Source organism: Streptomyces sp. NPDC002787 (assembly GCF_053592095.1).
The window spans coordinates 18214-44634 of sequence record NZ_JBSFVC010000023.1; the positions used below are offsets into that span (position 1 = coordinate 18214).

The 26421-nt window shown below is 69.1% G+C and carries 25 protein-coding genes and 1 pseudogene; 16 read left to right on the top strand and 10 right to left on the bottom strand.

What is annotated here, in order from left to right:
- The 13 genes from ACWD26_RS29195 to ACWD26_RS29255 all read left to right on the top strand — a co-directional run.
- The coding region (locus tag ACWD26_RS29195; RefSeq protein ID WP_451274929.1) for a hypothetical protein at positions 1–227 on the top strand (227 nt) is incomplete at its 5' end.
- A 198-nt stretch (positions 228–425) separates the two neighbouring features.
- Positions 426–995, top strand: a complete 570-nt coding sequence (locus tag ACWD26_RS29200; protein ID WP_451274930.1) for a hypothetical protein — start codon at positions 426–428, stop codon at positions 993–995.
- Positions 996–1300: 305 nt separating this feature from the next.
- Complete coding sequence (locus tag ACWD26_RS29205) at positions 1301–1594, top strand: hypothetical protein (RefSeq protein WP_451274931.1); 294 nt, start codon at positions 1301–1303, stop codon at positions 1592–1594.
- Positions 1595–1701: 107 nt separating this feature from the next.
- Positions 1702–2373 (top strand): hypothetical protein, encoded by a 672-nt coding sequence (locus ACWD26_RS29210; RefSeq protein ID WP_451274932.1) that lies wholly within the window; start codon positions 1702–1704, stop codon positions 2371–2373.
- Between the two features lie 83 nt (positions 2374–2456).
- The gene (locus ACWD26_RS29215) at positions 2457–2954 is read left to right on the top strand and encodes a hypothetical protein (RefSeq protein ID WP_451274933.1); all 498 of its coding nucleotides are present in this window, start codon (positions 2457–2459) and stop codon (positions 2952–2954) included.
- A gap of 706 nt (positions 2955–3660) precedes the next feature.
- The gene (locus ACWD26_RS29220; protein WP_451274934.1) at positions 3661–3828 is read left to right on the top strand and encodes a hypothetical protein; all 168 of its coding nucleotides are present in this window, start codon (positions 3661–3663) and stop codon (positions 3826–3828) included.
- A gap of 91 nt (positions 3829–3919) precedes the next feature.
- Positions 3920–4060, top strand: a complete 141-nt coding sequence (locus ACWD26_RS29225; RefSeq protein ID WP_451274935.1) for a hypothetical protein — start codon at positions 3920–3922, stop codon at positions 4058–4060.
- Between the two features lie 193 nt (positions 4061–4253).
- Positions 4254–4850, top strand: coding sequence for a hypothetical protein (locus ACWD26_RS29230; protein ID WP_451274936.1), 597 nt, complete (start codon positions 4254–4256; stop codon positions 4848–4850).
- Positions 4851–5060: 210 nt separating this feature from the next.
- Positions 5061–5414 (top strand): hypothetical protein, encoded by a 354-nt coding sequence (locus tag ACWD26_RS29235; protein WP_451274937.1) that lies wholly within the window; start codon positions 5061–5063, stop codon positions 5412–5414.
- Positions 5415–5484: 70 nt separating this feature from the next.
- A complete protein-coding gene (locus tag ACWD26_RS29240) occupies positions 5485–6165 on the top strand; it encodes a hypothetical protein (RefSeq protein ID WP_451274938.1) in 681 nt (226 codons plus the stop codon).
- 89 nt (positions 6166–6254) lie between these two features.
- On the top strand, positions 6255–6644 hold the full coding sequence (locus ACWD26_RS29245; RefSeq protein ID WP_451274939.1) for a hypothetical protein: 390 nt from the start codon (positions 6255–6257) through the stop codon (positions 6642–6644).
- Between the two features lie 315 nt (positions 6645–6959).
- On the top strand, positions 6960–7085 hold the full coding sequence (locus tag ACWD26_RS29250) for a hypothetical protein (RefSeq protein ID WP_451274940.1): 126 nt from the start codon (positions 6960–6962) through the stop codon (positions 7083–7085).
- Positions 7086–7160: 75 nt separating this feature from the next.
- Positions 7161–7463, top strand: coding sequence for a hypothetical protein (locus ACWD26_RS29255; protein ID WP_451274941.1), 303 nt, complete (start codon positions 7161–7163; stop codon positions 7461–7463).
- 245 nt (positions 7464–7708) lie between these two features.
- Here ACWD26_RS29255 and ACWD26_RS29260 read toward each other — a convergent pair whose 3' ends face one another.
- Positions 7709–8254 carry a hypothetical protein gene (locus tag ACWD26_RS29260; protein ID WP_451274942.1) on the bottom strand — a complete coding sequence of 182 codons (546 nt, stop codon included), beginning with the start codon at positions 8252–8254 and terminating at the stop codon, positions 7709–7711.
- Positions 8255–8765: 511 nt separating this feature from the next.
- Here ACWD26_RS29260 and mobF point away from each other — a divergent pair.
- The gene (mobF, locus tag ACWD26_RS29265; RefSeq protein WP_451274943.1) at positions 8766–14333 is read left to right on the top strand and encodes a MobF family relaxase; all 5568 of its coding nucleotides are present in this window, start codon (positions 8766–8768) and stop codon (positions 14331–14333) included.
- Between the two features lie 59 nt (positions 14334–14392).
- Here mobF and ACWD26_RS29270 read toward each other — a convergent pair whose 3' ends face one another.
- From ACWD26_RS29270 to ACWD26_RS29305, 8 genes are read right to left on the bottom strand one after another with little or no spacing between them, the layout of a single operon-like run.
- Positions 14393–14962, bottom strand: coding sequence for a hypothetical protein (locus tag ACWD26_RS29270; protein WP_451274944.1), 570 nt, complete (start codon positions 14960–14962; stop codon positions 14393–14395).
- Positions 14955–16664, bottom strand: a complete 1710-nt coding sequence (locus ACWD26_RS29275; RefSeq protein ID WP_451274945.1) for a type IV secretory system conjugative DNA transfer family protein — start codon at positions 16662–16664, stop codon at positions 14955–14957. Before ACWD26_RS29275 ends, ACWD26_RS29270 begins: the two co-directional genes overlap by 8 nt.
- Entirely contained in the window at positions 16664–18217 is a 1554-nt protein-coding gene (locus tag ACWD26_RS29280) for a type VI secretion protein (protein WP_451274946.1), read from the bottom strand. The genes ACWD26_RS29275 and ACWD26_RS29280 overlap by 1 nt, the downstream gene beginning before the upstream one ends.
- Entirely contained in the window at positions 18217–19749 is a 1533-nt protein-coding gene (locus ACWD26_RS29285) for an SCO6880 family protein (RefSeq protein ID WP_451274947.1), read from the bottom strand. Before ACWD26_RS29285 ends, ACWD26_RS29280 begins: the two co-directional genes overlap by 1 nt.
- A 3-nt stretch (positions 19750–19752) precedes the next feature.
- The gene (locus ACWD26_RS29290) at positions 19753–21660 is read right to left on the bottom strand and encodes a hypothetical protein (RefSeq protein WP_451274948.1); all 1908 of its coding nucleotides are present in this window, start codon (positions 21658–21660) and stop codon (positions 19753–19755) included.
- Entirely contained in the window at positions 21650–22420 is a 771-nt protein-coding gene (locus ACWD26_RS29295) for a hypothetical protein (protein ID WP_451274949.1), read from the bottom strand. Before ACWD26_RS29295 ends, ACWD26_RS29290 begins: the two co-directional genes overlap by 11 nt.
- On the bottom strand, positions 22420–22776 hold the full coding sequence (locus tag ACWD26_RS29300; protein ID WP_451274950.1) for a hypothetical protein: 357 nt from the start codon (positions 22774–22776) through the stop codon (positions 22420–22422). Before ACWD26_RS29300 ends, ACWD26_RS29295 begins: the two co-directional genes overlap by 1 nt.
- On the bottom strand, positions 22773–23708 hold the full coding sequence (locus ACWD26_RS29305; RefSeq protein WP_451274951.1) for a hypothetical protein: 936 nt from the start codon (positions 23706–23708) through the stop codon (positions 22773–22775). The genes ACWD26_RS29300 and ACWD26_RS29305 overlap by 4 nt, the downstream gene beginning before the upstream one ends.
- Before the next feature lie 385 nt (positions 23709–24093).
- On the opposite strand from ACWD26_RS29305, the gene ACWD26_RS29310 reads away from it, so the two are divergent.
- Entirely contained in the window at positions 24094–25176 is a 1083-nt protein-coding gene (locus ACWD26_RS29310) for a peptidoglycan DD-metalloendopeptidase family protein (protein ID WP_451274952.1), read from the top strand.
- Positions 25177–25213: 37 nt separating this feature from the next.
- Positions 25214–25852: a hypothetical protein gene (locus tag ACWD26_RS29315; protein ID WP_451275113.1), complete on the top strand. Its 639-nt coding sequence runs from the start codon at positions 25214–25216 to the stop codon at positions 25850–25852.
- 43 nt (positions 25853–25895) lie between these two features.
- Here ACWD26_RS29315 and ACWD26_RS29320 read toward each other — a convergent pair.
- Positions 25896–25976: pseudogene (locus ACWD26_RS29320) on the bottom strand (hypothetical protein); the annotation flags it as partial.
- Positions 25977–26421: the final 445 nt, after the last annotated feature.

Consider the following 26421-nt stretch of genomic DNA (forward strand, 5'->3'; position numbering starts at 1 on the left):
ACGACGAGCCGAGCGACGAGCCGGACGACGAGCCGAGCGACGAGCCGGACGACGAGCCGGACGACGAGCCGGACGACGAGCCGGACGACGAGCCGGACGACGAGCCGAGCGACGAGCCGGACGACGAGCCGAGCGACGAGCCGGACGACGAGCCGGACGACGAGCCGGACGACGAGCCGGACGACGAGCCGAGCGACGAGCCGAGCGACGAGCCGGACGGCAAGTAGCAGCAGGACAGCCGGGGCCCCGACCTGGGCCCCGGCTCTACCGGGGGCGACGCTGGCCGCGTCGCCCCCGGCCACACGCGCACCCCCGGAGGCTGAATGAAGCATGCATACGCAACCGTTGGCGACTACTTCGGCTACACGCTGGCTCGACGCGGTCTGACCGTGAGGACTCAAAACAACTTGGACCAGGGCGGTGACGTGCTGGTGATCGACACGAAGGCCGCGAACGTGGTCCGTATCGCAGACCAGGACGGCTGGACGCACGGGGCCCCGTCGGAATGGCCGGGAGGCCGGGTGATCGTCTGCCCCGCCGATGAGGACAGCGGCACCATCATGACTGGCGAGGTTCTCTACGAGTCGCCTGGTCCCGGTGACTTCGAGGCCGACGCCGCCCGCATGATCAGCACAGTGCTGGAGTACCTGCGTCGGAGCGGGCACCTTCCGTCCCAGGAGCCGGACGAAGACGACGAGGCGTTGGCACTAGCACACCTTGCGCTGGCCGACGCGGGATGGACACCAGCGCCCTGGGACGACCCGGAAAACTGGCGCGACGAGTTGCACGCCGGCCACGCCGACTACCTGGAGGGGAAGGCCATCGCGGTTGGCGTCGATGAACTCGGGACGCTCAGGCGCGCGACCGAGTTGGGGCGCTTCGACCCCACGCCGTACGGAGACCTCCGCGAGGCGCTGGAAGCGCTGCGACACGGGGGCATGTCGTCCTGGAAGCGCACCCCGTACGGGCGAGTCTGGGTAGACGACGCCAAGTAGGGGGCCCCAGGAAGAACTAAGAACCGGCGACCATCCGCCGAAGCGGCCCCGAAGGGGCGGGCTAGGCATGGTCGCCGGTTCCCCACACGCACACCATCGAGAAGGAGACCTCAACAGGCATCCACCGAAGGTGTACGAAGCCCCGATTCTACCGGCAGACGGACAGCCAGCGAAATCGCTGGACCACTCCCGAGAGGCACTGACTACTTCCCCGCACTCTTTGTTGGTGGTAAAGTTCTTTTCGTCGACAGGGGGTGGCTCCTCCGGTCGGCGCCACATGCACACCACTTCGGGAGGAACGACCCGTGACGACCACCACCATCCTCTCCCGGGCAACGCTGGCCGGACTCCGCGACCGGGTGCTCGCGGACGCCGGTGAGGCCGACGTGACCGCCCTTGAGGCGCTCGCGACGCTCGCCGATGCCGAACTCTCCGCGCTCTACTACGGCTACGCCAAGGCCGTTGCAGACGAAGTCCCCCGGAGCGACCTTCACGACCGCGCGATGTCGTACGCCCACGGTGCGGCCGGCGATCTCGGCGCCATCACCGCCCAGGTGTGCGCACAGGTCCGCGCGGAGCTCACGGCTGCACTCCGGTAGTCCCGGCCACCCGGCACGACATAGGCAAGCAGATCCCGGCCGGAGCGGGGTGGCTCCCCGTTCCGGCATCCCCCACGCACACCCCTCGAAAGGGCATTCACGTGCTGATGACCGAACCCACAACAGCCAGGCCCGGCGGCATCACAGCTGACGAACCCGTCGACCTGGCCGCCGCGATGGCCGAGGCGGCCAGGACAGCCGACATCTACCGTGCCAACGCGACGAAGGTACGGGGCGGGTACCGAGGAGCGCCGGACCGGGCCTGGCTGACGAGCCAGAGCGCCGTCTGCACGGCCCGCCAGAAGCAGTGCGCCGAACTCGCCCGACGCGACGACCGGGACGACTCCCAGTGGCGGGCGCTCGCGCTGGGCTACGCCGAGGCCGCCGCGGTACTCGCGAGGGCCTGGACGGGTGACGGTGGGACGGCCGCCGCTCTCCACGCCGCCTCCGAGTTGCTGGAAAGCGGCGCATCCCTCCAGGCCCGGGCGATCAGTGCCGCGCCCGCGTACGTCAACCTGGAGGTCCTCCACGCGGCCTACCACGAGGCCCGTGACCGCCGGACCGCACGAGTACTTCACACGGTCGAAGTTGAGATGCTGCTGCTGGCCTGCTATGCGCGCGACCACAATCCCGCGCTGATGGCAGTCGCTACAGAGGCCCTCGACATCTTCGAAATCGCGCGAGCCACCCGCCTCCCCGCCGACGTGACCGAGGCGCTCGAAGTTGTTGGCGTCGTGCTTCGCGAGGCCATGCTCGACCCGAGTTTGAACAGCGGCTGAGACCCGCAGCGCGCAGGCAAGCACTGCGCTTTCTGCCCCTTCCCAAGGCCCTGGCCGGTTGCCGAACCGGCCAGGGCCGACTCATGCCCAGACACCGCGCACGCCAGGAGGCACTCATCACCCGTCAGCCCGGATACGCCCACATCGACGACTTCCTCGGACCCTTCCCTGCCTATACCTACAACCAGGAAGGCCCCGGCTCCGCCGACTTCCCCTCGTGGGTCTTGCCGTTCCTCGCCGCCCAGGTCGCCGAGGATGCTCGCCCCGAGGACACCACCGTCGACCTCTTGCCTAACGGCCAGGTTGTGGAGCGTGCCCCCGTCGCATTCGTCAACGAGGGATATGAGGACCGAGTGGTGAACGCCAACCCGGACGGAACCTACTCCGTGGGAGAAGACTGGTGGTGGTACACCATGGACGCCCGGTCAGCGCTGCTGTGCCACGTCCGATCCCTCATGCGACCCGGCACGCGGCACCGCCGCTACCGGGCCATGGTGGCCGCCCACGCCGCCGCCTCCCTGGCCGCCGAAGCACTCACCACCCTTCGGGAACAGATCGCACGTCACCAGCCCAAGCGGTAGAAGCCCCGTACGGGCCGCCATCGGGAGGAGGTGTTGCCACGATGGCGGTCGGTGGGGCATCCGGCGTTGCCGGATGCGAGGGGCGCTCACGCCGCCCCCTCGCGCTCCCCCGGCGTGGGGTGGCTGTTGGGGTGCGGGTGCGGGTCCGCGGTGGTGCATCGCGCCTTCGGCGCGATCTGTCTGTGCCGGGGCGGCGTGGTACCAGGGGCCTTCGCCGGCCCCTGGACCCCGCTCGCCCCGGCACTCGCCGACGCGAATCCGTTTCGTCGTGGCGGGCACCGTGCGCGTCGGCGAGCGCCGGGGTTGTGGATTCGGGTGCGGGCCCGGTTGTGGAACCTCTCTTCTTCCCGTTGTGGTTCTGTGCCGGCCGGTGGGTGGCGGGGGTGTGGGGGAGGAGGTGGGTGGTGGGAGCCCGGATTCTCAGCCCGTTGAGGAGGGGGAGCCCGGCCAGGCCGGGAGCGGGGTTACGGCGGTAGCCCGGCCGCCGGGGCGGTGGGGGTGACCGGCCGAAAAGACGCAGCAGGGACAGGGGAAGAGGGCGGCGACGCGCCGCCGTCCGGCCGCCCGCCCGGGGGGGTGTTGTCGCAGCTCAGAGGCTCTTTCACGCTTTGCGGTGAACGGTGATGCTGGTAAAGTTCTTCTTGTCGGAACGGGGTGGCACCCCGCACCGGACACCACACGCACACCGCACCGAAAGGCAGGCGACATGACGACCGACACCGGAAGTCCGCAGCAGGACCGCGCCGACTACCAGAAGGCGCAGAGCAAGCGCGACGACCAGAGCAACCGGGTGAGCGGGCTGGGGTACGACGTCCCGCCCGCCCAGGGTTCGCCCGCCGCGCCCCCCATGTGCGAGTCGAGCGAACGCGACTGAAGGACCGCACCGGCGTAAACGATCTCGAAGGTCGGTTCGGGGTGGCGCCCCGAACCGACCGCCACACGCGCACACATCGAAGGGATGCCCCATGACGTCTGCCAGCAACGACAAGCAGCCGGACCCCCGCAAGGTGGGCAAGAACCCGACCGGCCGCGAGCGCCGGTCGTCGGCCGGAACTCGCCGACTGAAGGCGAAGAAGGAGCAGGCCCAGCGCCGCGACAAGGGCTGATGTGACGACCGCCGGGGGTGTGCTTCGACACCCCCGGCGGGGCCGCAAATGATCATGAGTTGCGGCAAAAAATCCAGCTCAGGGCCCCTTCCCGACTTGAGGTCGAGGGGTGATGCTGGTAAAGTTCTTCTTGTCGGAAGGGGGTGGCTCCCCCGGAAGAGAAACCACACGCACTCCACCGAAGGGCCGAGAAATGCTCGACAACAAGATCGCTGCGAAGGTCAACCACTTCCCCGAGACCGGCCGCGCCGCCAGCCTCGGAATGATCATCGCGGAGATCGACAAGGAGACGAAGATCGTCGGCGAGAAGGTCCGCCGGGGGCTGATCGCCACCTTCACCATCACCCGGCGCAGCGGTGGCGAGACCCTCGCCTTCTACGTCTCTCGGCTCGTCGGGGAACGCCGCTGGTTCGTCGATGCTGTGTGGACCGTCGACAAGAGCGGCCGACTCATCCACGCGCACCGCAACCGCCCGTTCGGCGACCGTGACGACGCTCTTCCCCTGGCCGCCATCCTGGGCGAGGTCCTGAACAAGGCCACGCCGAAGACGCGTTGGGACGTCGCGCCCGGGAAGATCGCGGCGGGTGAGCGGTTCGAGTTCAGCGACAACACCAGCGAGCTGGAGGAGATGACCGGCGAGCTGGACAAGCCGGACGAGTTCGCGGACTTCGACGAGATGGACGCCGAGGCGGCAGCCGAGTACTACGCCGAGGACGACGAGGAGCCGCAGCCCGCGCCGACCGTGTGTAAGCCGCTCCCGCCCGTCAGCGAGCCGGTGTTCCTCTTCTGAGAGAGGCCCCCCGGGGGCGGCACCCGCGAGGGTGCCGCCCCCGGGCGCGGGAGACGCGCCGAGCCCGCCGCCTCACAGCGCGAGCGGCGCAGCATCGCGGGCCCACGGCACGACCCCGACGCCCGCCCCCAGCGGCTCCAGGCCGCGCGCACCGGCCCCGGGTGGCACCCCGGCACCCACACCACACGCACACCACCGGAAGGACCCCCCATGCTCCGCGCGCTTCGCGAGTTCATCGAGGACTGCAAGACCGCCCGCCGCAACCGCAAGGCCCGCACCGAGGGAGCCAGCCGAAACCGAGACTTCACGGTCGTACTCCGGTGGGTCGAGCCCTACGACCACTTCAACAGCACGCCGGAAATCCTCCACGTCCGCGCAGCGACCCCGTGGGCCGCCCTGATGAGCGCCCAGCTCCAGGCCGCCCGGGACAACGCCCACCGCGTCGACGAGTTCACCGGCGTCACGGAGGGCCCCGAGTTGCTCGCCGTCGCGCACCGCTACCTCAAGCCCGTCGCGATCTTCAAGGGCAAGCAGCAGCCGCAGGAAATCGGCAACCAGTTCTGACCAGTCGGGGGCGGCGGTGGCCCCGCCGCCCCCGGCACTCCACACGCACACCCGCTAGGAAGGACCACCGATGACCGCCAGCACCACCCGGGCCCGCATCACCGACGAGAAGCGCGAGCCCAAGGACAAGGCGATGAAGAAGGTCTGGATCCTGGAAAACCTGATCTTCCACCCGCGCACCGGTGCGGAGGAGCGCGACGCGGCCGAGCGCATGTTGGACCGCGCTCTAGCCGCCGCTCAGAAGAACGGTGAGTTTGCCCCGTCCGACAGCGGCGCCGGTACCTGGCACGGCTACCGCCTCCCCGAGGTCCGCTACGGCAAGCGGTACGAGGAGGTCAAGAACCTGTCACTCACGGATATCGCGAAGCGTATTCGTGCGGATGTCAAGCTGGCCCGCAAGGTCGACGCCAAGCTGGCCACCGGCACCGAAGTGGCCCTTATCGACCCGCTCGCCCCGCTCGCCACCATGCCCAAGCAGATGAAGGTGTCTGTCCGCACCGACTACTTCTCCGGCGGTGGCAGCATCGACGTGCGCGTGTACAACCTCCCCGAGAAGGGGTGGGGTTACGTCCAGGAAGAGGACTACTGGGGCGAGAAGCGGTGGGTGCCCGGGCCGCAGCTGCGCGGGATCCTGGACGCCCTTGAGGAGATCCACCGGGCCTACAACTTCGACGGCTCAGACGCAATGGTCGACTACTTCCACGTCAACTACTACGGGCACGTCGAAGTCGACTGGCGCGAGCGCCCCTGACCGCCCCCTCTCCGCTGCGTCCCGGCACGTCGACCGAGCCGGGACGCAGCGCGCCACCATCACCTCACACCCCATGGAGGGGACTACCCATGTACGCGCGAGTCTGTGACGCGCTCACCCGCCGATTCCGGAGGCTGGAGCGAGACGGCTTTATGTGGCGCCGGGGGTATCTCGTCGTCGAACTGGAGCCGTACAACAGCCCCGTTACGGTCACGGTACGCCGTGAGGCCCGACCGGACTGCCACCGTTGCCAGGGCACCGGTTCTCTCTACGAGCAGATCGGCACCGACCACGACCGGCGCCCGTACTACGACTACGCCGGACCGTGCCCGCACTGCCCCGAGTACCCGCGCCTATACATGACCGCCCGTGGCCGAGTCGCTGCCGCATTCCGCATTGCGCTGCTCGCCAGGCCGAGCGAGTGGCGCCGGGAGCCGAAGCCCACCCAGCGCGATTGGCGCGACGAACCGCCGTTCTGACCCTTCCCGGTGGCCGGACACACACTGTCCGGCCACCGGCCCACCGGTCCCGAAACGGCGGAGTGCGACGGCCGCCAGCTGGCACCGCACGACTAACGCAGGCCCGCCCGACGGCCGGCCGCCGGGCGACGAGCACAACGCCGATGGTGCCGCCCGCCGCGCCCGCCCGGCCCCCCAACACCCCACCACCTAGGAGGCCCCATACCCGCCCCGCTCTACACCCCCGAGGAAGTCGAAACGGCAACCGATGGAGCGGCTGCCCTGCTCACAGAGGCACTGGACCCCAGCGGCCCGGCCGAGGACGCCATGCACCTCATGGCGCACACCATCCGTTGTCTCCTCCAGGACCCGGCCGCCACCTTCGAGCAGATCACCGAGTCATGGATGCGGAACGAAGGGCAGACGGCCGACGAGATACGCCGATGGTGGCACGGCTGGTAGTTCCGCCGCATCCCCAGCAGCGCGGGATGGCAACCCGCCTCGACTCACACGCACACCCCGACGAAGGGACGAGCTATGCACGACGCCAGGATCCGGCAGCGACTCAATGGTTGGTACTGGAGGACCCAGGGGCTCCGCTGGAGGATCAGTAAGTACCTGTACGTCGAGGTAAACCGATGGGGCCGGTTCGTCACGCTCGAACGCAGGCCCGATCCGAAGTGCAGCAAGTGCGAGGGTGACGGCCACCTCACCAAGTGGATCGACTGGACGGACGAGTACGCCGGTCCCTGCCCGACCTGCCCGCAGTCACGGCAACTCGCCCTGATCGTCTTCGGCCCCCGCAAGCCCACCAACTACGAGAACGACCCGCCGTTCTAATCCGCATCCCTGCCGGACTGGGGACACCGGTCCGGCAAACGGCCGGGACGCGACGGCCGGCCGTCACCGGTACCGCGCGACGCGCCCGCCATCCCGTCCAACCACCGCAACCGCGCGACCACATCGCGGGTGCCTCTCCGGCTGCGCATCGCCGCCCGAGGGTCGCTCAGGCAACACAGCACACGAAGGCCCGGTTCCCCCTCAGGGGAGCCGGGCCTTTTCGCGTTTCCGCCTCTAATCGGCGGTCAGGTCATCCCGACGGTGGGCGAGAAGGGCGTGGTGGCCGTCGCACTGTCGTGCTCAGAAGGCTCACTCTGCTGCGGCACGACGGCAGCCGCTGCACCGCCGTCGACCGATTCGGCCGGAGACGCCGCGCCCGTGGGCGGGGGCGAGGCAGCCGGGGCCGGCGCCCCGTCCGGTGCGGCCGAAGGCGTTGAAGCCTCAGCACGGGCACGCACGGCGTCATTGAAGGCTTTCCGCGCCGCGTTCATGTCGGTGACAGACATGCCCATGCGGGCGGCCGCCTCAGGCTTGTTCACCTTCGTTTCGAGCATCTCCTCAGCCAGAGCGCCCAACTGAGCCACCATCTCACGCTTCCGCCGCTCACGCTTGGCCAGTAGTTGCTGCACTTGCCGGTCCGTCTCGGCGTCGTGCTCGGCCAGGTCCTGTTGCAGCGCGATGGCCCGCGCCGCCGTCTCCAGACGCGTGTTTTCCAGTGCGGCGAACTGTGCCTGAAGTTCACGAGCCCTGTTGCGCGCCGCAACATGCGCTGCACTCTTCCGCTTGGCCATGCGATGCACCCTCCGTGATCCGTACGTCAGCGCCATTGTGCACCGCAGGCGATCACAGCCGGACAGAGGGCATGCATCGCCCGCGCGATGGCCGTGCACCGGCCCGCGACGCGGGCCGGTGCACCACCGCCGGTGGCGGTGCGGGAGAGAGTCGGTGCACGAGGTGGGCGGCACCGGTTGAACAGCGCCGCGGCCCGCCGTGCAACCCCCGGCGGTGTATCGACCGGTGCACGCCTGCCGCAGGCTCATGCACCAGGGGGCACTCTGCCTCTGCATCAGGGTTATCCCCAGGCCGTCAGCCGCGTACGTCTAACCACAGCCATGCTCGGAGAGCCTGACTGTGGAAAGCCGCCACACTACGTGTGTGATGGAACTGATCTCGCATCACGCTGCCGTCCAGCCATCCGTGTTCGTCGCACGCTCCTCCACGTCTGTCTGTACGCGCAACGCGCTACGAGATCAGTTCCATCACACCTCAGACATTCCGAATGACCCAGGTAAGATCAATGCCATGATGACCGTCCACCGACTCAGCGCCGGGGACGGGTATGCCTACTACATCCGAGAGACCGTCAGCGCCGACCAGAGCCGTGAGACGGGCCAGGAGCTCGGCGACTACTACACCGCATCCGGCAACCCTCCGGGCGTCTGGATGGGGTCCGGAATCGAGCTGCTCGGGGTCTCCGGGACGGTCTCCGAGGAACAGATGCGGGCCCTGTACGGCGAGGGACTGCACCCCGATGCAGAGCGCATCATCGCCGAGCACATCGCCCAGGGAGCGACCGCGAAGCAGGCCGTGAAGGCCGCCCGACTGGGCCGTGCTTACATGCAGTTCAACCAGAGCGAGACGGTCTTCGGCCAGCGCTTCAAGGAGGAGCAGGAGCGCCATGCACGCACCGAAGGCCGCGCTGCAACAGCGGCTGAACGAGCAGCCATGCGCGGCAAGGTGGGCGCCGTTCTCTTCCGCGAGGAGTACGGCCGCGGCCCCGAATCCAAGGAGGAACTGGGCAAGTTCATCAAGCAGCAGGAGGGCGCGAAGCCGCGCAATGCAGTAGCCGGGTTCGACCTTGTCTTCTCCGCACCCAAGAGCGTCTCGGTGCTCTGGGCACTCGGTGACGAGCAGCTACGGAAGACCATCGAACAGGCCCACGTGCAGGCCATGAGCGACACGGTGCAGTGGCTTGAAGAGAACGCCCTCATGACACGCACAGGGGTCAACGGAATCGCTCAGGAGGACGTGAAGAGCGGCCTCATCGCGACCCGCTTCCGGCACTACGACAACCGTCACTCGGAGCCGATGCTGCACGACCACGTGGTGGTCTCCAACAAGGTGATGGGCGTAGACGGCAAGTGGCGTTCTCTCGACAGTGCGCTCCTGTACGCACAGAACGTGCCGGCCTCCGAGCTGTACAACCAGCGCGTGGTCGAGGAGGTGTGCCTGCGCCTCGGACTGCGCGCCGAACCGCGTGAGGTCACCCCTGGCAAACGGCCCGTCATGGAGGTCGCCGGGGTGGGATACGACCTGATCGAGGCCCACTCATCGCGTTCCATGTCCATCAAGCAGCGCACCGCCGAGCTGGTCGACCAGTACCGCAAGGAGCACGGATACGAGCCGTCGCAGAAGGCCCTGATCGCCCTCACCCAGCAGGCGACCCTGGACACCCGACCGGACAAGAAGACGGCCCGACCACTCGCTGAGCTGCGCGCCGAATGGCGCCGCAGCGCGATCGAGACGTTCGGAGTTGAGCGGGTCGACGGACTGCTCGACGACGCCCGTGCCGCGGCCGCGACGACGCGCCCGCATCCCGCCGCGCTGGGGCATATCGACATCGAACAGGCCGCTCGGGAGGTCCTCACCACGGTCGATGACTACCGCAGTGTGTGGGGCCGTCGGCAGGTCCTCGCAGAGGCCCGGCGGTGGGTCATGATGGCTACCAAGGGCGCCATTCTGGGAGGTGATCTGGCAGAGCAGATCACCGAGCGAGTGCTGTCCGCGGAGGCCATCAACATCACCCCGGCCGACCTGAACCCGCGCTTCGAGCCGCTCACGCGCGCCGACGGCACGAGCATCTACCGGCGCAGGGAAACCGAACTCTTCACCTCCGCAGCGGTGCTCGCAGCGGAGGACCGGATCGTCGCGGCGGCCCGGACGGATGTCATCCCGGCCGTCTCGATGCCCACCTACAAGCGGATCGAAGAGGCCTACCAGCAGGCGCATCCCGAGCGCCAACTCGACGCTGGGCAGCGTGCACTCGCGGAGGCCTTCGCGACTGGTGAGAAGCTCGTCATCGCCGGTATTGGCCCGGCGGGTGCTGGTAAGACCACGGCGATGAAGGTGGCGGCCGACGCAGTCCGGGCCGCCGGAGGACGCGTTATCGGGCTCGGTCCTTCTGCCCGCGCAGCCAGCGAGCTGTCCAGCGGTATCGAATCCCCGGCGTACGTGCTCCACGAGTGGCTCGGAGCACGCGAACGAGCCCGCCAGGGCTACCGCCTGCGCCCGGAATTCGAGCTCGGCGCGGGCGACGTCATCATCATCGACGAGGCCGGCATGGCGGGCAGCAAGCGCATCGCCGCCGTCGTGGCCGAGGCCCAGGCCGCTGGCGCTCTCGTCCGGCTGATCGGTGACCCGGCTCAGCTGGCCTCGGTCGAATCCGGCGGTGCTCTTCGCCTGCTCAGCAACAACGTTCCCGTCGTCGAGCTGGAGACGGTGCACCGCTTCCGCTCCGCCGGCGAGGCGGCCGCATCCCTCATGCTCCGCAGCGGAGAACCGGAGAAGGCGTGGACCTGGTACATCGACAACGGGCGCGTTGTCGCAGGCACCCGCGAGCAGATGCAGCAGCAGATTTTCGCGGACTGGCAGCGCGACATCGACGCAGGCAAGTCCGCCATGATGATGGCCGACCACCGCGCCACCGTCAGCGAGCTGAACGCCCTTGCCCAGGCCTACCGCATGGGCGCTGGCCACCTCGACAGCAGCCAGACGGCCAACCTTCACGACGGGCTCCAGGCGCACCGCGGCGACCTGATCGTCACCCGCAAGAACGACCGCAAGAACGTCGTGAGGGGCGGCAAGGATTTCGTCAAGAACGGTGACCAGTGGGTCGTGGAAAGGATCACGACCGACGGAGACCTCGTCGTGCGGCACACCGACCACGGCGGCCGGTCCATGCTCGCCGCGGAGTACGCCGAGCGGTGGGTCGAACTGGGCTATGCCAGCACCGGCCACCGGGGGCAGGGCGCGACGGTGTCCACCGGCAGCGGCCTGGTCACCCGGACCACCACCCGTGAGGGCGCCTACGTGCAGCTCACTCGCGGCCGTGAGAGCAACCGGCTCTACGTCATCGTCGAAGAGGGCCAGACGCTGCACGACGTCCTGGACGCCATCGCCCGCAACGCCCAGCCCTCCTTGTCGGCTACGGAGTCCATCCAGGCCGAGCAGGAACGCGCATGGGGCATCCCTCAGCTGGCAGCCGAGTACACCGACGTCCACGACCGTGCACTGTCCCTGCGCTACCAGACCATGGCACGCAACGTGCTCCACCTGGACGCCGAGGCGCTCATTGCATCCGTAGGCTGGAGGCGCAGCGTCGAGGGCGCGCTGAAGCGCGCCGAAGCGGCCGGGTTCACCCCGGAGCGCGTGTTGAGGACAGCGTTCTTCGAGCGGGACTTCGCCGATGCCGAGGACCGGGCAGACGTCCTGGGCTGGCGCATTGACCGGCACGTCGAGGCCGCCCGGGAGAAGCTCGCCGAGCTCGCCGCCGACAACACCAGCCGCCCACTGGTGGACCTCACCGACGCCCAGCTGGACCGCCTCGCCGAGCGCGCAAGTGAGCGCCGTACCCAGGCATTGGAGACGCTGCGGCAGGCGGACGCCCGTGTGGCCAACCAGCCGCGCGCCCTGGTCGTGGACGGTCTGCCGGTGCCGGCCTGGCCCAACCGTGCCTTCGGCGACCTGACGCACAGCGAACTGTCCCAGGCCATCGCGCAGGCGCGGCGCGAGGGACGCTCTGCTGCCGCGCAACTTGCCCTCGTAAAGCAGCAAGCCCAGCGAGAGCTGGATGCCGAGAACCGTGCGGCAGCCAGCCGGGCCACGACAGGGGAGCGAAGCACTGCCGACGCCGTCCCGGCGACGCCGACGGACCAGCAGCTGTCCGCCGAGCTGCGCAGCGCCATCGAGCAAGCCCGCCTGGACGAGCGCGCCGCAGCCGAGCGGCTGATGAAGCTGAAGAACGAACAGCGGCTGCGGACGGAACTGTCCTGGATCGACCGGGCCCGTGAGGAATGGCAGCGCGAGCCGGGCCCGAACGCCGCGCACACCGCCGGTATGGACGGCGACAGCGTGGCCGCCGAAATGCGCGCGAACCTCCTCAGCCAGGAGCAGGCACGAGAGCGGCTCAGGCGGGCCGAGGTCGTCGAGCAGCGCGTCCGGGCGGAACAGCGGCTGCGGGTCATGCTGCCCGACGCCGCGGTCCCGGAGCCGGACTACACCGCAGCGGTGCCCGAGTGGCTCGCCGCCCGGGCGGCCGAACGAGACCAGCACACCCCGTCGGCGTGGGTCGAACACCTGCGGGAACGGCGGGAGGTGATCGAGCAGCGGCTGGCCATGGCGGGCCAGATTCTCGCGGATGAGCCCCCGCGCTGGGCCCAGGCACTGGGGCCGGTGCCCGAGGGCGGCACCGAACTGCGCGCGGCATGGGAGAGGACGGCTGCCCTGGCCGAGGCCTGGCGTGCCCAGCGCCGCGTGCCGGACACCGAGCCCGGCATCGGCCGGCGCCCGGTGCGCGAGCAGGACGCCGCCGCCTGGGACGTCCTGAACGGCCAGGTCGCCGAGATGGGCCGTCGCTCCCGGGCCACGCAGACGGCCCAGCGCCGGGGAGAGGAACTGGCGGCCGCAGGCGCCTTCCAGCAGATGCCGGTGCGCCGCGATGACGCCGACCCGTACGCCGCGGTGGTCGAGCAGCGCACCGATGCGGCGGCACGCGCCGAGCTCCAGCCGGAGCAGGAGCGTGAGCTGAGCGTCGAGGCCGAGGCGGAGACTGCGATCGACGTTCCGACGGTGAACGTGGAACCCCCCGACGTCCGGCAGGAAGCTGCGGCGCAGGCCGAGGTCGCCGCACCTTCCCGGCAGGAGCTGGAGCAGGCCGCACCCGAGCAGGCCCGTGCGGCGGACGACGCCGACCGAGCCGCCACGTACTCGGTAGAGGCCGACGCCCCGGCGGCCGCAGTGAACGAGCCCGAGCCTCAGCGCGACGAGCCGACCCAGGAGCGGCACGAGGGCGAGGACCGGCGGGCCGAGGAACGGCCGTACGCCGACCTCCCCGACGCCGACTTGGCAGACACGCTGGCCTACTACGTGGAAGCAGCCGAGAGCGCCCAGGAACTCGCCGCAACGAAGGAGGCCAAGGCGGCCGAGCTGGTTGCGGCACTGCAACCCGGTGGCGCGGTCGAGCAGGCCGTCGACGAGCGGGCGGCCCGCGTCCAGGCCATCGAGGACCTGCGAGCGGCGGCGGCCAGGGTCAGCGAGCTGTCCACCCGCCAGGACCGGCAACAGCGCGCGGCGGAGGTGATCGAGCAGCGACTGGAGGAAACCGGCGCGTTCGGCCGTCACACCGTCCGTGGCGCCGAGCGCACGCAGCTGGAGCAGCAACTGCTCGATCTCCGCGTCGGTGCCGAGCGCACCACGGAACAACTCCGCGAAGCGCGCCAGGAGCAGGAGAACAGCGCCCAGCGGGCCGGCAACCCCACCGAGCACGACGAGGTGCTCGCCGCGTGGCAGCGCAGCGGCGGATCCCGCGAGGCTGTCCTTGAGCGCACCCGCGCGGTACAGCAGCGCCGCGCCGACGCCGCAGTGAAAGAAGCGGCGACAGCCCGGGGCGAGGTCACCGAACTCGACAAGGCGGCCTCCGGGGTCCGCAAGGAACTCAATTTCCGTGACGGGCAGCCCTACGAGCAGCGAGTCGCCGAGGAGGCCCGCCGCATCGAGGCCCAGCAGGCGGCTGCTCTCCAGCAGCAGGCCCAGCAGTCGGCTCAGCACCCCGGGCCGGACGACCAGCAAAGCCGCAGCGGCCCGAAGAGGTAGAACGTAGGGAGGGGCCCCGCAGAGCCGGGCCCCTCCCTACGTTCCTGCCGTCGGTCGCTTCAGTCGCTGCGGCCGCCTGCGCCGGCTTCTTTGGAATTCGCCCTCGCCGCGTCTTCCAGCCGCTTCACCCTGGCCAGCTTGGTTGCCTGCGTCTGGGCCGGGTGACTGCGCGGAGCGTCGAGGAACGGTCGCTCCATCTCCGCGAGCCAGGCGTCGAAGGCCTCACGCATCGAGTACGTCGCGGGGGCCGGGTCGAAGTGAGCGGTTTGGCAGCTGGCGCTGTTGAGGCGGGGGAGCAGGGCGTACAGCTCCTTGATCCAGTCCAGTTCCGCTCGCGTGCTCAATTTCGTGGGATCGCCGACGTAGGTGCGCACCCACCCGATGAACAGCGCGCTGAAGAGTTCGACGAGGCGGGGGTGCTGGTACCAGCAGCGGGCGACCTGATTGCGCAGCTCATACGTTTCCACCAGCCAGTCGACCCACTCGACGAGTTCAGTCAGGCGCTGCTCGCGCTCTTCGGAACCCATGTCCGCCCACACCCATCGCTGAGGTGCGTCCGGCTTCTCCTCCTCCGCGACGTCGGATTCCTGGGCCAGGGCCTGGTCGTCGGCGTCGGTCTCGTCAGCCAAGGGTGGCCTCCAGCGCGTCGAGGTCGAGGTCCTTGTTCAGCGAGACTGGCGCGGGCCGGTTCAGCCAGGCGATGAGGTCCGGGTCGCGCCAGGTCACGCGCATGTTGACACGGAGGGGACGCTGGTTGAAGTAGACGGCGATGGCGGTGAAGGCCGGGATCTCGCGGAGTTCGTGGACGGGTACCAGGTCGGTTTCCACCACGGCGGTCGAGGTGGAGGAGCGGCCGGAGCCGCTTGAGGAGCGGGTGGTGCGTTCGGCGTGTTCCTTGCCGAGCAGGTAGTTGAAGTATCTGATCGTGTCGTCGTCGGCCAGACCCGGCAGCAGCATGCGCAGGTGGGAGGCGGAGATTACGGTCTTGGCGCCTTCGGAGCCGACGCGGGAGGCGAGCTGACTGATGTCGTGCCAGATGGTGAGCAGGGCGATGCCCATGCCGCGGCCGGTGGTGAGGATCGTCGGCAGCTTGGGGTAGCGCAGGACGTTGCCGGCCTCATCGACGAACAGGCCCAGGGCGTCCTTGAGGGGCTCACCGGTCTGCTCGAATCGATTCTCCGCGGCGTGGATGACTGAGGCGATGATCGCCGTGAACAAGGGCCCGAAGCGCTCCGCGTTGCTGGGCGAGGCCACCATGATGATCGTGCCGTTGCTGTCGAGGATCTGCTCGGCGGTGAAGTCGGTGCGTGCGGCGACGTCGCGGACTTGCTGGGAGCGGTAGACGGCAGCAATCACGTTGAGCGTGAACTGGACCGATCCGGCGCCGTCCTTGTGGAGCTGGAGCCAGGGCTGGGCGTAGTCGATGGCGACTTCGGGATAGCGAGGTTCGAGGATCGAGCGGACGTGGTCGACGGCGTCGCGCCCCAGGGCCAGCCACTCGCGGAAGCGGTTGATGCCGCCGCCGGAGATGTTCGCGGCCAGGAGCAGCCCGGCCAGGATGGCCCGGGCCTGGGCGATCCAGGGCTCTGCGCGCGGGTCGTACGTCTTCTGCGCCGCATCGGCCATCCACTCCGCCATACGTTCGGCCGACTCCGGGTCCGTGGCGTAGTCCACCGGCGAGTAGTGGTGGGTCTCCATTCCCGGGAGCCCTGCTGGGGCGATGATGTAGACCGGCCCCAAGGCCCGGCGGCTGGCGTAGATGGCCTTCAGATCGGCTGCCTTGGTCGTGGTGATCACGGCAGGGCCCTGCCACTCGGCTGCATTGCCGAGCAGCAGGCCAGTGGTTTTGGCAGATCCCGGCGGGCCGAACGCCACACCGGAGGCCGCGCGCTCGCTCACCGCCAGGATCCGGTTCGTCAGCGGACCGCGGCCCGCTGTGATGCGCCCGGGCCGGTCCTCAGGGCGATCCGGGGCGGCCATCGACTTCTCCGTCTTCTTCCCGCCCCACTTGGCGCCGCCGGTGTCCTTGCGCCCGCCGAACCGTACGACGAGGAAGACGACTGCGGCGATCAGCAGCCCGCTCAGCAGGACCACGAAGGTCCAAAAGAGCCAGGCCGGCGGGGCGGGCTCGTACACGGAGCCCGGACCGGAGACGACCGACCACACGACCGTTTCCGGAAGGCTCCGGGCTGGTGAGGGCCACCCCTTGCCGGACAGCAGCCCGGCCAGTTGGGCGGAGACGAGCAGGATCGCGCTGAGCGAGACGACGACACCGGCACCGGCGGCCGCCAGGAACGTGCCGTCGTCGAGACCACCGTCCTTCTTCGACATCACACCACCATCCGCTCATCGGTCTCGAACAGGCGCTTCTCGGCCGTGGACAACAGCAACTGCACCGCGTGACTACCGCCCGCGCGGCCGACCTTCCACAACGCCCGGCCCCGCTGCCCGGCGCCCCAGCCCCCGATCAGGGCGCACTCGGCATCCGTCAGGCCGATGGCCTCCTTGGTCAAATTCAGCGGCTTGGTGTCCTGGGCCAGCTGGATCCTCGTGTCGCACTTGGCGATCAGCTCCTTGGCGATTGCCGAGGCCTCCTCACCGGATGCGCCGAGCGCCTCGAAGTCAGCGAGGGAGTGCGTGGCCAGGAGCTGGACGGTTCCGGTGGCACGGCTCAGTCGCAGGTCCGCGTCGATCTTGCGCACCATGGAAGCGCCGCCACTGGCGATCTGCCGCCACAGCTCGTCACGGACGACGATCCACGGCCGCCCCGGCCGGTCGATGGCGGCCTGCGCCCACGACGACACACAGGTCAGCACCATGGCCACGGTTTCGTCGCCGTAGTGCTGGAGCGCGGCGATGTCGATGGACTGGATGGGCGCCTCCCAGTCCAGCTGGACGGAGGTCTGCTCGTCGAACAGGCCCCCCAGATGCCCGTGGATCATCGTGCCGAGTGCGGCCCTGATCGGCGCCATGTGCTCGCGGGCGGTCTGGATGTCGTCCCCGCGCACCCGCAGCTCCCGGGCCATCTCCAGGGACGGGTCCTTCAGCATCGCGTAGACCTCCGGCAAGGTCGGCGTGCGCAGCGTGCTCTGCCCGTGGAGTTCGCCCGTGACCTCGCGCACCGCGATGTCCAGGCACTCCTCTTCCTGGGGGATGAGGAAGCGCTTGAGCTGGAGTTCGAGCAGCGCCTTGAGCAGGGTCAGCCGCCGCCGGTGAATCTCCTTCAGACGTGCGTCCAGTTCCGCCTGGTTCGTGATCCTGTCCAGGTCGGCGCCCAGCGGCCCGGCATCCAGAGGGTTGAGGCGGCCCGACAGCCCCGGGCCCAGCCGCACCGGCTCCACGCCGAGGTGCTCGCACAACTGGGCGTACTCGCCCTTTACATCACCCGCGATAAGCATGCGCAGGCCCAGAACCATCAGCCGGAAGCCCAGGGCCTTGATGTGCGCCGACTTCCCGGAGCCGGGAACGCCAGTGATCATGAGGTTCGGGTTGGTGGTGAGGCCCTCCTTCACCCACCCGGACGGGTGTGCGCTGAAGGCCTGCATGGTCATCACGTCCCACCCGACATAGACCCCGATGGGCGGCAGCGGCGTGCCGTGCAGGAAGGGGTAGACGCCTGCCACTGCTCCCGTGTGGGCGCGGAAGGCTTCGGCCTTCACAGGCGAGGCCGCCCGGCCGGCGTACGGCTGGTTCCACCCGAGCTTGGGCGCCACCCGCATCACGGTGTCGGGGTCTTCCAGCAGTCGCGAGCGCCGCAGTTCCCGTGCGCTGAGCTGCGGTGCCGCCTCGGGAAGGGCCTGGTCGAGGTCGATCAGCTCGCTGAGCGGGGCGGCTCCCAGGGCGGTGTCGTCCGTACGCCGAGGCGTGAACAGTCGCAGTGCCATTAGAAGATCCTCCGCTCGGGAAGGCCGATGGCCAGGGGCAAAGCGGCGGCCGCGAAACCCGCGTCCATGCCGCCCCACATCCGGCGCACCTCGATGCCAGCGGCCGACGCGTCCGCCTGGAGCTCGGCGCACGCCGTCTCCAGTTGCTCGTAGTCTGTGACCGTGACCGCGATGAGGCCGGTGAAGCGGGCGACGCCGTGGCCGGCCGCGCGGGCCCGGTCCTGCTCGCGCGCGGTCACGGCCTCGCGGCGCTCGTCTTCCGACTCCGCTCGTCCGGTCTTTGCACGGACCTTGCGCGCGGTGTCCCGCTTCGTCTTTTCCTTGGCCAGGTCCCGTCGGGCCGCCGAGGGCCCGAGGGGCTCGTACACCAGGGACAGGGACCGGCGGGCGTTCTGCCTCGGACGCAGCAGAGGCTGCATGAAGGTGGCGAACACCTGGCTCTGCGGCCAGTTCCGAACCTGGTAGGACACGGTGTAGGCGCCGTCGTGCCGGTAGACGCTCCAGCCCGTCTCGGCAGCCGACGGCCCCGCCAGGGCCGGATCGATGCCCGTGGGGGTTCCCTGCCAGTCCGCGTCACGTGCGGCGGCGTTGCGGTCGGCGAACTCCACCTGGGAGTGCGGGTCGTAGGCGGTGCGGATCACCTGCGCCACCTGGCGCGGAGCCAGCCACTCCTGAACCTGGAGTCCGGCGCTGCTCAGCGAACCCTGCATCGCGTTGAGCTCGCGCACGAGAACCGCCGCGGCGCCGATCTGACCGCCGCCTGCGCCCTTGACGGCCAGTCGCGCGCGGCTGGCGGACAGGGCGATGGACAGATAGGTCTCCCGGATGGTCGCCACGGGCCCAGCGGTCTGCATCAGCTCCGCCAGGGACTCCTTGGCGACCTGCGGTGCTTGCGCTGCGGTGTGACGGACCGTGAACGCCCGCAGAGCAGCGCCATCGTCGGGGAGGGATCGCTGGTGCACGGCGATCCGCACGATCGGGGAGTCCTCCTTGCACTGGGCGCGCAGGAAGGCCGCCCATCCGCCGACGCGGGCGTTCTGCCGTTCGTTGTCGACCAGTGCGAGGCCGGGGGAGACCACGCGGGCCACTGCGGTGTAGGTGTTGGCCGACGGGTCGTACACGACACCGAGTCGGCCGCCCTGGCCGTCGGCCGCGTCGAGGATGCGCAGCCGGGCGAGCGGGCCCGGCAGGTCCATCGGCTGATCGCCCGTCCTGGGGTTGCGCGGGGCGAACGCGCCGGAAAGGAAGAGGTTCTTCTTGGTGGCCACGGATATCTGGTGCCTTACTGCGAGGAGGAGCCACTCGTCGGCCGTCAGCCCCAGCACGCGCCCATAGGCCAGAGCCAGCAGCAGCGCGGACAGGGGCAGGGAGATCAGGAGCGTCGACCAGCTGCGCTGGTAGATGGGGGCCAGCGCGACAATCGCGGCCGCCGCTACGAGGGCGAAGCCCGGGCCCGAGAGGTTGCCGATGACGCCCATGCGCTCGGCCTGCCATCCGCCGTACGTGGCGGGCTGCTCAGCGTTGCTGGACATCGGTCAGCTCCCTTCGGTGGGGTCGGTCGGTCGAGGCCCGTTCCAGTTGGCCGTGGACGCGTCGATCGTGGACGGCTCGGGCGACGGATTGGGCGGAGGTGCGGACTCGCCCGCAGGCGACGGCTGGGGACTGGAACCACCCCCGCCGTTCTCTTCCGGCTCCGGAGCCTCCGGCTCGCCCTCCTGAGTGCCGCCGGCCGCGCGGGCCGGCGGGAGGACGACATGGCGGCCGCCGCTCGCGGCCGGGCCGAGACCCGCGTTCGCCGCGGTGTTCTGGGCTGCGGACTCCAGTGTGTCCTTGCCGACCGCCGCGACCTGAAGGCCCAGGCCGACCGACCCGGCGACCTTAGACCAGAACCCTGCCCCGGCCGCGGCGTTGGAGCCGCTGCTGGCGACGCTGGCGTTGTCCTCCTCCAGCGCGCGGGTGTAGCCGCTGCCGCCGCCAACGACGCCGGCACCGCCCGGGGCGGCCTGGTAGCCGCCGAACATGCTGCTGACGGAGCTGCCGACGGAGCTGACGAGGCCGCTGGCCGTGCTGTTCCCGTCCCCGTTGGTGGTGAAGACCATGAAGCGGGCGAGGACCGGCCAGGCGGCCCCGGCCAGGACGAAGACCACGAAGCCGACCAGGACATTGCGCACCCCGTTGGCGTCGGTCGCGGCCGTGAAGCCCATGCCGAAGCACAGCACGATGGCGGGCTTGGCGAGGATAGCGACGCCCAGCGCGTTGCGGGCCTTGGGCCACCAATCGCGGGTGGAGTCGGCCATCTGGCCGGCCAGGACGATCGGCATGGTGGCGACGAGAATCATGATCGCTGCCTGGCGCAGCATCATCTCAATCCACAGCCCGGCGATGACGATGATGCACAGGATGCCGACGACGATGATGACCCCGACGGCGTTCGCCAGGACACCGCCACCGGTGATCAGAGCACTTCCGCCCGCAGCCGCCCCACCGCTCACGGTCAGTGCGGAGAACAGTTGACCGAGCTGAGTCTGCATCGCCTCCGCGGCATCAGCCTTGCCGTCGCCGCCGCCCTCGAAGGACCAGTTGATGATCCAGACAGAGACCTCGTCGCTCCACTTCAGCGCGACCTGGGTGGCGGTGATGTAGACCGCCAGGATCGCGCCGAACTTCGCCAGGCCCGTGGCGGCTGTGGCGAAGGGGCCGCCGTCCTGACTGATCGCCACCTTGCCGAACTGGATGATCAGCAGGAACACCGCGAGGACTACGGAGAGCGTCAGCGAGAGGCCCAGCATGTCGCTGATGCCGGTGTCAGCCAGATCAATGGTGGACCACGAGTTGAAGGCGTTGGCGAACTTCTCCAGCAGCCACACCACCGACTCACCGATGTAGCGGGCGGCTTCCTTCATGGCGTCGGACGCCATCTCGCTGACCTTGCCGGCGGCCCACTCCAGCGGATCTGTCGCGGGCGGCGGGTACTTGGCGGCGGCCTCGTTCTTGCAGTCCACGAAGGCCCTGTGGTCTTCCTTGACGCACTGCGTCAGGAACTCGTTGACCTTGTCGTACTGCGCCGCGCCCTTGTTCTTCTTCTGCCAGTCGGCGAGTGCCTTCTCCTCGAATTTCCGCTGCTCTTCCTTGGTGCAGCCGAGGTCCGCCGCGCCGGAGGCGCCCTCGCAGGGCTTCATCGTGCCGGGCTTCTCACCGGCTTCGAGGTTGCAGTCGTCGTATTCGCTGAGGATGCAGTAGTTGCCGTCGGAGGTCAGGCCCCAGGCCAGTCCCCCTTCTTCCCATTCCTTGGGGGGATCCTCCGGCGGTCCGTAGTCGACGACGACCTTGCTCCCGTCGCCGTCAGCGGCGGTGGCGGCCGGAGCTCCGGCGCTGCTCATCCCGAAGGTCAGGAGCAGCGCCAGGAGCAGGAAGACGCCGCGCCTGAGGGCGTTAGTTCGCATCGGCCACCCGCCACCAGCCGTCCTGTCGAGCGGGCACACTGTTGGGGTCGTAGGCCAGAGGGAACGTGCGCAGCTTGACGTACTTCGGTTCCTGCGTGATGCGCCACTCGCCGTTCTGCCACTTCATGATCACGTCGACGGTTTCGTCCTTGAGGGGGCTGTCGTCGCCTCCGCCGTCGGCCTTGGTGGCGTAGCGGTCGTACTGGAGCCATACCTGCGCCACGCTTCCGTCCTTGACCAGCGACTTTCCTCGGACGGCCTTCACCACGGTCGTAAAGGTCACGCCGGCGGGCGCCGGGCCAGAGGGGGGAAGCCCGATGCCCTCGCGCACCCGGTGGACCTCGCTGATCTGCTTGTCGATGGTCTGGGGTGAGTCGGGCGAGACGAGGACCTCAAGCTGCTTGCGGGCCAGGGAGTCGTCGAGCCAGGCGTACTCCTCCCAGTAGGCCACCGCCGCCGAGATCGCCCCGAGGCCGTTCTTGGGGAAGCCGAGGGGGGCGCCGTCCTGCGACTTCTTCGGGGCCAGCAGCGGCAGGGCCTGGGCCTTGCCCGGCGTCATCCGGTCGGCGGCGCTGTCGGCGGGCGAACTCGGCGAGGCGCTGGCCTGCTTGGTGGCCTCCGCCGACGCCGGACCGTCCGCGTCGCCGCTGAAGGAGTTCACGGCGAGGTATCCGCCTGTGGCCAGGACACCGAGCGCGACGATGGCGGCTCCGGCCAGGCGCAGCCGGGCCCGACGGGCCTTGCGGTCTTGGGCGTCCATCAGTTACCGCCCTTGGCCGCGTTGTAGAAGAGCATGACGAGACTGGAGGCGACGGCCAGACCCATGCCGCCGACGAGGCTCCAGATGGCGGAGGACTTGCCTCGGGTGGCCATCTGAGCACGTTCGGTGCTGTGTCCGATGCCGACCATGGACCAGCCCAGGATCTGGCCGAGTACAGCGAGGGCGATGCCGATGCCGGTGGCCCAGCCGAGGATCTTGCCGGTGATGGTTTTCAGGCTGTCGGGCAGGGCGGGGGTGTACTCGGGGACGATGCCGCCGCCACCGCCCTTGTCGCCGCCAGCGGCGAGTAGGGCGTGGTCCGGCAGGTTGTTGAGGGCCTGGAGTATCTGGCTCATGCGGATACCTCTGCGTGCGTTGGTTGTTGAGCTATTCGGTAGTGCGTCTGCTCGGGCGAGCGGTTGTACGGGGCGGGTTGTTCGGCGATGCCCAGCGGGGCGCCCCATGCCGTCTGGGCCGATTCGATGACGGCGCGCGCGAGCGCGCCCGCCGCCTGAAGGGTGCGCGGCCGCAGCCGGGTCATATCCCGCAGGCCACCGGCTCGCAGAGCCGGGTCGTAGGGAACCGGCACGACGGCGGCCACCCGCGGGGCCAGCATGGTCGAGGTGGCCTTGACGACCGGCGGCTGCCGGTCGCCAGCCTGGTCGACCAGGGCGACGACCAGCCGCTTCAGCGGCAGTCCCTCCGCCTCCACGGCACGCACGGCCTGTTGCAAGGCGTGCACCCCGGCGCCGGTTGCAGCGGCGCACAGGACCGGCACCGCGTAGGGCAGCGACGACCAGGCGGCGGTCGCGCCACTGGTTCCGACACTCCGCGCGGAGATGATGTCGTGAGTGAGCGGATGAGCGGTATCGGCCACCACCGTTCGCCAGCCGCCGATCGCAGCGAGCTGATACCACGCGGCAGGATCGTTCGGCAGCCGAAGGGGCGGGGCTGTCCAGTCCTGATGATCGGTCATGACATGCCAGAGCGAGCCTCCAAACGCCGTGAAGCGAGCCGCAGCAGCCACAACGTCGCTCCGCCGCAGCGGCCGGTCCGCAGGGACCGACACCAGCCCGCTGCCTGGATTGGCAGACCAGGCGGGCCACGGCGAGGTGAGACGCGACCCCAGGTCCAGGACGACCGCAGGGCCTGCTGCCGCCATTTCACTGGCCACCAGACCGGCCACCGTGGAGCGGCCACTGCCGCCTGTGCCAGGCGACATCACCGGCACCACCAGACGGGCGCCGTCGGGCAGAGACGGGACGGCGGCCTGAGCTTTCTTAGCCATACATCCCCCGGAACGCAATCGCTTTTGCGGACGTCACTGGTAAGTCCGCTTGCCTGCAAGCGAGTCTAATCTTGCCGACATGCTTCTATTGGCGCGGATGAGGTGTGATGCAGCGCAGGCACCCATAAAAACAGGTGAGTTGGTGCTAGTTCGTCCCAATTAATCGAGTGTCACAGGATGTCGGGTTAGAAGGGGAGAGGCCCGCCAGGAAGCCCGCGAGTTCCATTTCTCACTCACTGAGAAAGTTGAACGATGAAACTTCTCGGTGAGTGAGAAATGCCCACGCTTACGGCGCACCTGGCTGCGGTTCCAACAGCACATGGCAATCAGATCGGCCGCCCGAGACGGGGCAGCACGAGAGACGACAACGGGGGAGTGACTCCGCTTGAGCCTGACGAAGGGCATGGCGATAGCCGTCTGTGTCGGCTTCGGTGTCCCACTGGCCTTCAGTGTGGGGATCGTCTTCGCGGCGACCTCGGACGACTCCGGCGGGAGCGGCCTGAGCGTTTCCTCCAGCGGGAAGCTCAGGGCCGGGAAGGGATACGTGCCCGCTCAGTACGCCGGACTCATAGAGAAAGCCGCCGCGGCATGCGATCAGGGACTATCCCCAGGAATCCTTGCAGCACAAATCCAGCAAGAAAGTGGCTTCAATCCGGAAGCCACCTCGTACGAGGTAAAGACAGACAAGAACGGGAAGACCTACAAGGTCCCTCTGGCCAAAGGGATATCGCAGTTCATCGACAGCACTTGGGCGAGCCAGGGCGTAGACGGCAACGGCGATGGAGTCAAGGACGTACGAGACCCCGAGGACGCCATCCCTGCCCAGGGCAAGATGATGTGTGACCTGCTTGAGACAGCAAAGAAGCACCCCGGCTACAACGGCAGTCCCATAGAACTAGCCCTGGCCGGATACAACGCGGGATGGAAATGGGTCGACTACTACAAGGGCGTGCCGCCTGAGCGCTTCGCGAAGGGCCAGACATACCACTACGTCAAAAACATCATTGCGAGCGCGGCCAAGTACATGGCTCCCGAGTCCAGCGGAGCGAAACTCTCCTCCTCCGGGTGGACCCTCCCGGTCAACGGCCCTCTCGGCACGCCGTACCACCAGAAGGGATCTTCCTGGTCGAGCGGCTACCACACCGGCGTCGATTTCGTCGTGCCCACCGGAACACCGGTCAGGGCTGCCGGACCAGGAGTCATCTATTCGGCCGGATGGGCCGGCTCCTACGGCAACCAGGTGATCATCCGCCACGACGACGGGATGTACAGCCAGTACGCCCACCTGGCCAAGACACCCATGGTGAAGGCCGGGCAGAAGGTCAGCGGAGGACAGCAGATAGGCGTATCCGGCGCCACTGGCAACGTCACCGGCCCCCACCTGCACTTCGAGATACGCACCGGCCCCGCCTACGGCACCGACATCAGCCCGATTCCCTACCTCCGCAAGCGCGGCATCACCGTCTGATGAGCGCCGACAAGCGCAGGAGACCTTGAGGAACACCATGAGCGACAGCGACATCCTCTACCGCCCCTGGGGCACCGTGACGCCGGAGTTCTGGGACAGGCCGCAACCGACTCAGCAGGCAGACCCAGCAGCAAGACCGCAGGAGCCCGACCCGTCCGCGCGCCCCGGCTCGGCCACGGCCGCCGACGGCTCTGCGGAGATGCCGGAGAAGTACCGCGAGGCCATCCTCCTGGTCACCTCTGCCTTCTCCTCGAAGGACCCGCAAGTCCTGCACTCAGCAGTGGTCGAAGCGGAGCGGCTCGACCAGGCGATGACGTCCGAGTACGGCGAGCAGGACTTGAGGACCATCAACGTGCGGGAGATGCGCGGTTGGCTTGCACACCTGACAGGCCAACACGAAATGGCCAGCCGCTGGTACTTGCATACCGTCGGGCTGTTGTCCTCACTGGTCGGAGCCTCCGACGAGCGAACCCGCGCCTCCGCCAAACGAGCGGTGGCCACCTGGCTGGCCATCACGGACCGCGCGGCCGCCCAGGGACTGGCTCCCGCCGTGCTCGCGACGGCCGAGGGGGTGGAAGGCAAGGAGAGCGCGAGCGCGAAGGCGGTACGCCGCCGCGCGGACACCGTGGCCCCTCCCACAGGCGACGCGCGACGTCGTGGAGGCGGAAACGCGTAGCCAGCGGCCGCCCCGCTGCTCGTAGGCGATGAAGCGGGAGACGCTGCCGGCGCAGCCGCTGCGGCACGAGAAGGCGCCCGCCGGGAGCGAGCTGGTCCATCCATGAGTGCGGTACGCCGGGCACGCCCTCAGTGGATACGTGGGCTCAGTCCAACGCACGGGCCGGGAAGGCAAATTGGCTTCCCGGCCCGGTGACGTCACGAGGGCGGCGGCTCTACCAGCCGTGTTCCCTGCGTGGGGCCAGGCGGCGGGTTGTCCCGTACTGTGCCGTCTTCCAGCTCGGCGGTCTCACCGACGGCGAGCGCCTGAAGAGCGAGCAGAACTCGCAGCCGCCCTCCGGGATGCAGGCGTTCGATGACGCGATCGGTCGGCATGATCCGTAACTCCGCGCGAGGGTCACGGTAGGTGAGCGATGCGACGGTTTCATGGGGCAGGGGGCCGTCGCCAGGACGTGTGTGATGACCTTCCGACGCCGCATCTGCCTTGAGGCCACGACGAGACGCCGCCGCACTGGGATGCCGTGGCGGGCGCCGAGGAGGACGTGTTGAGCTGCTTGCCACGGGGTCTCC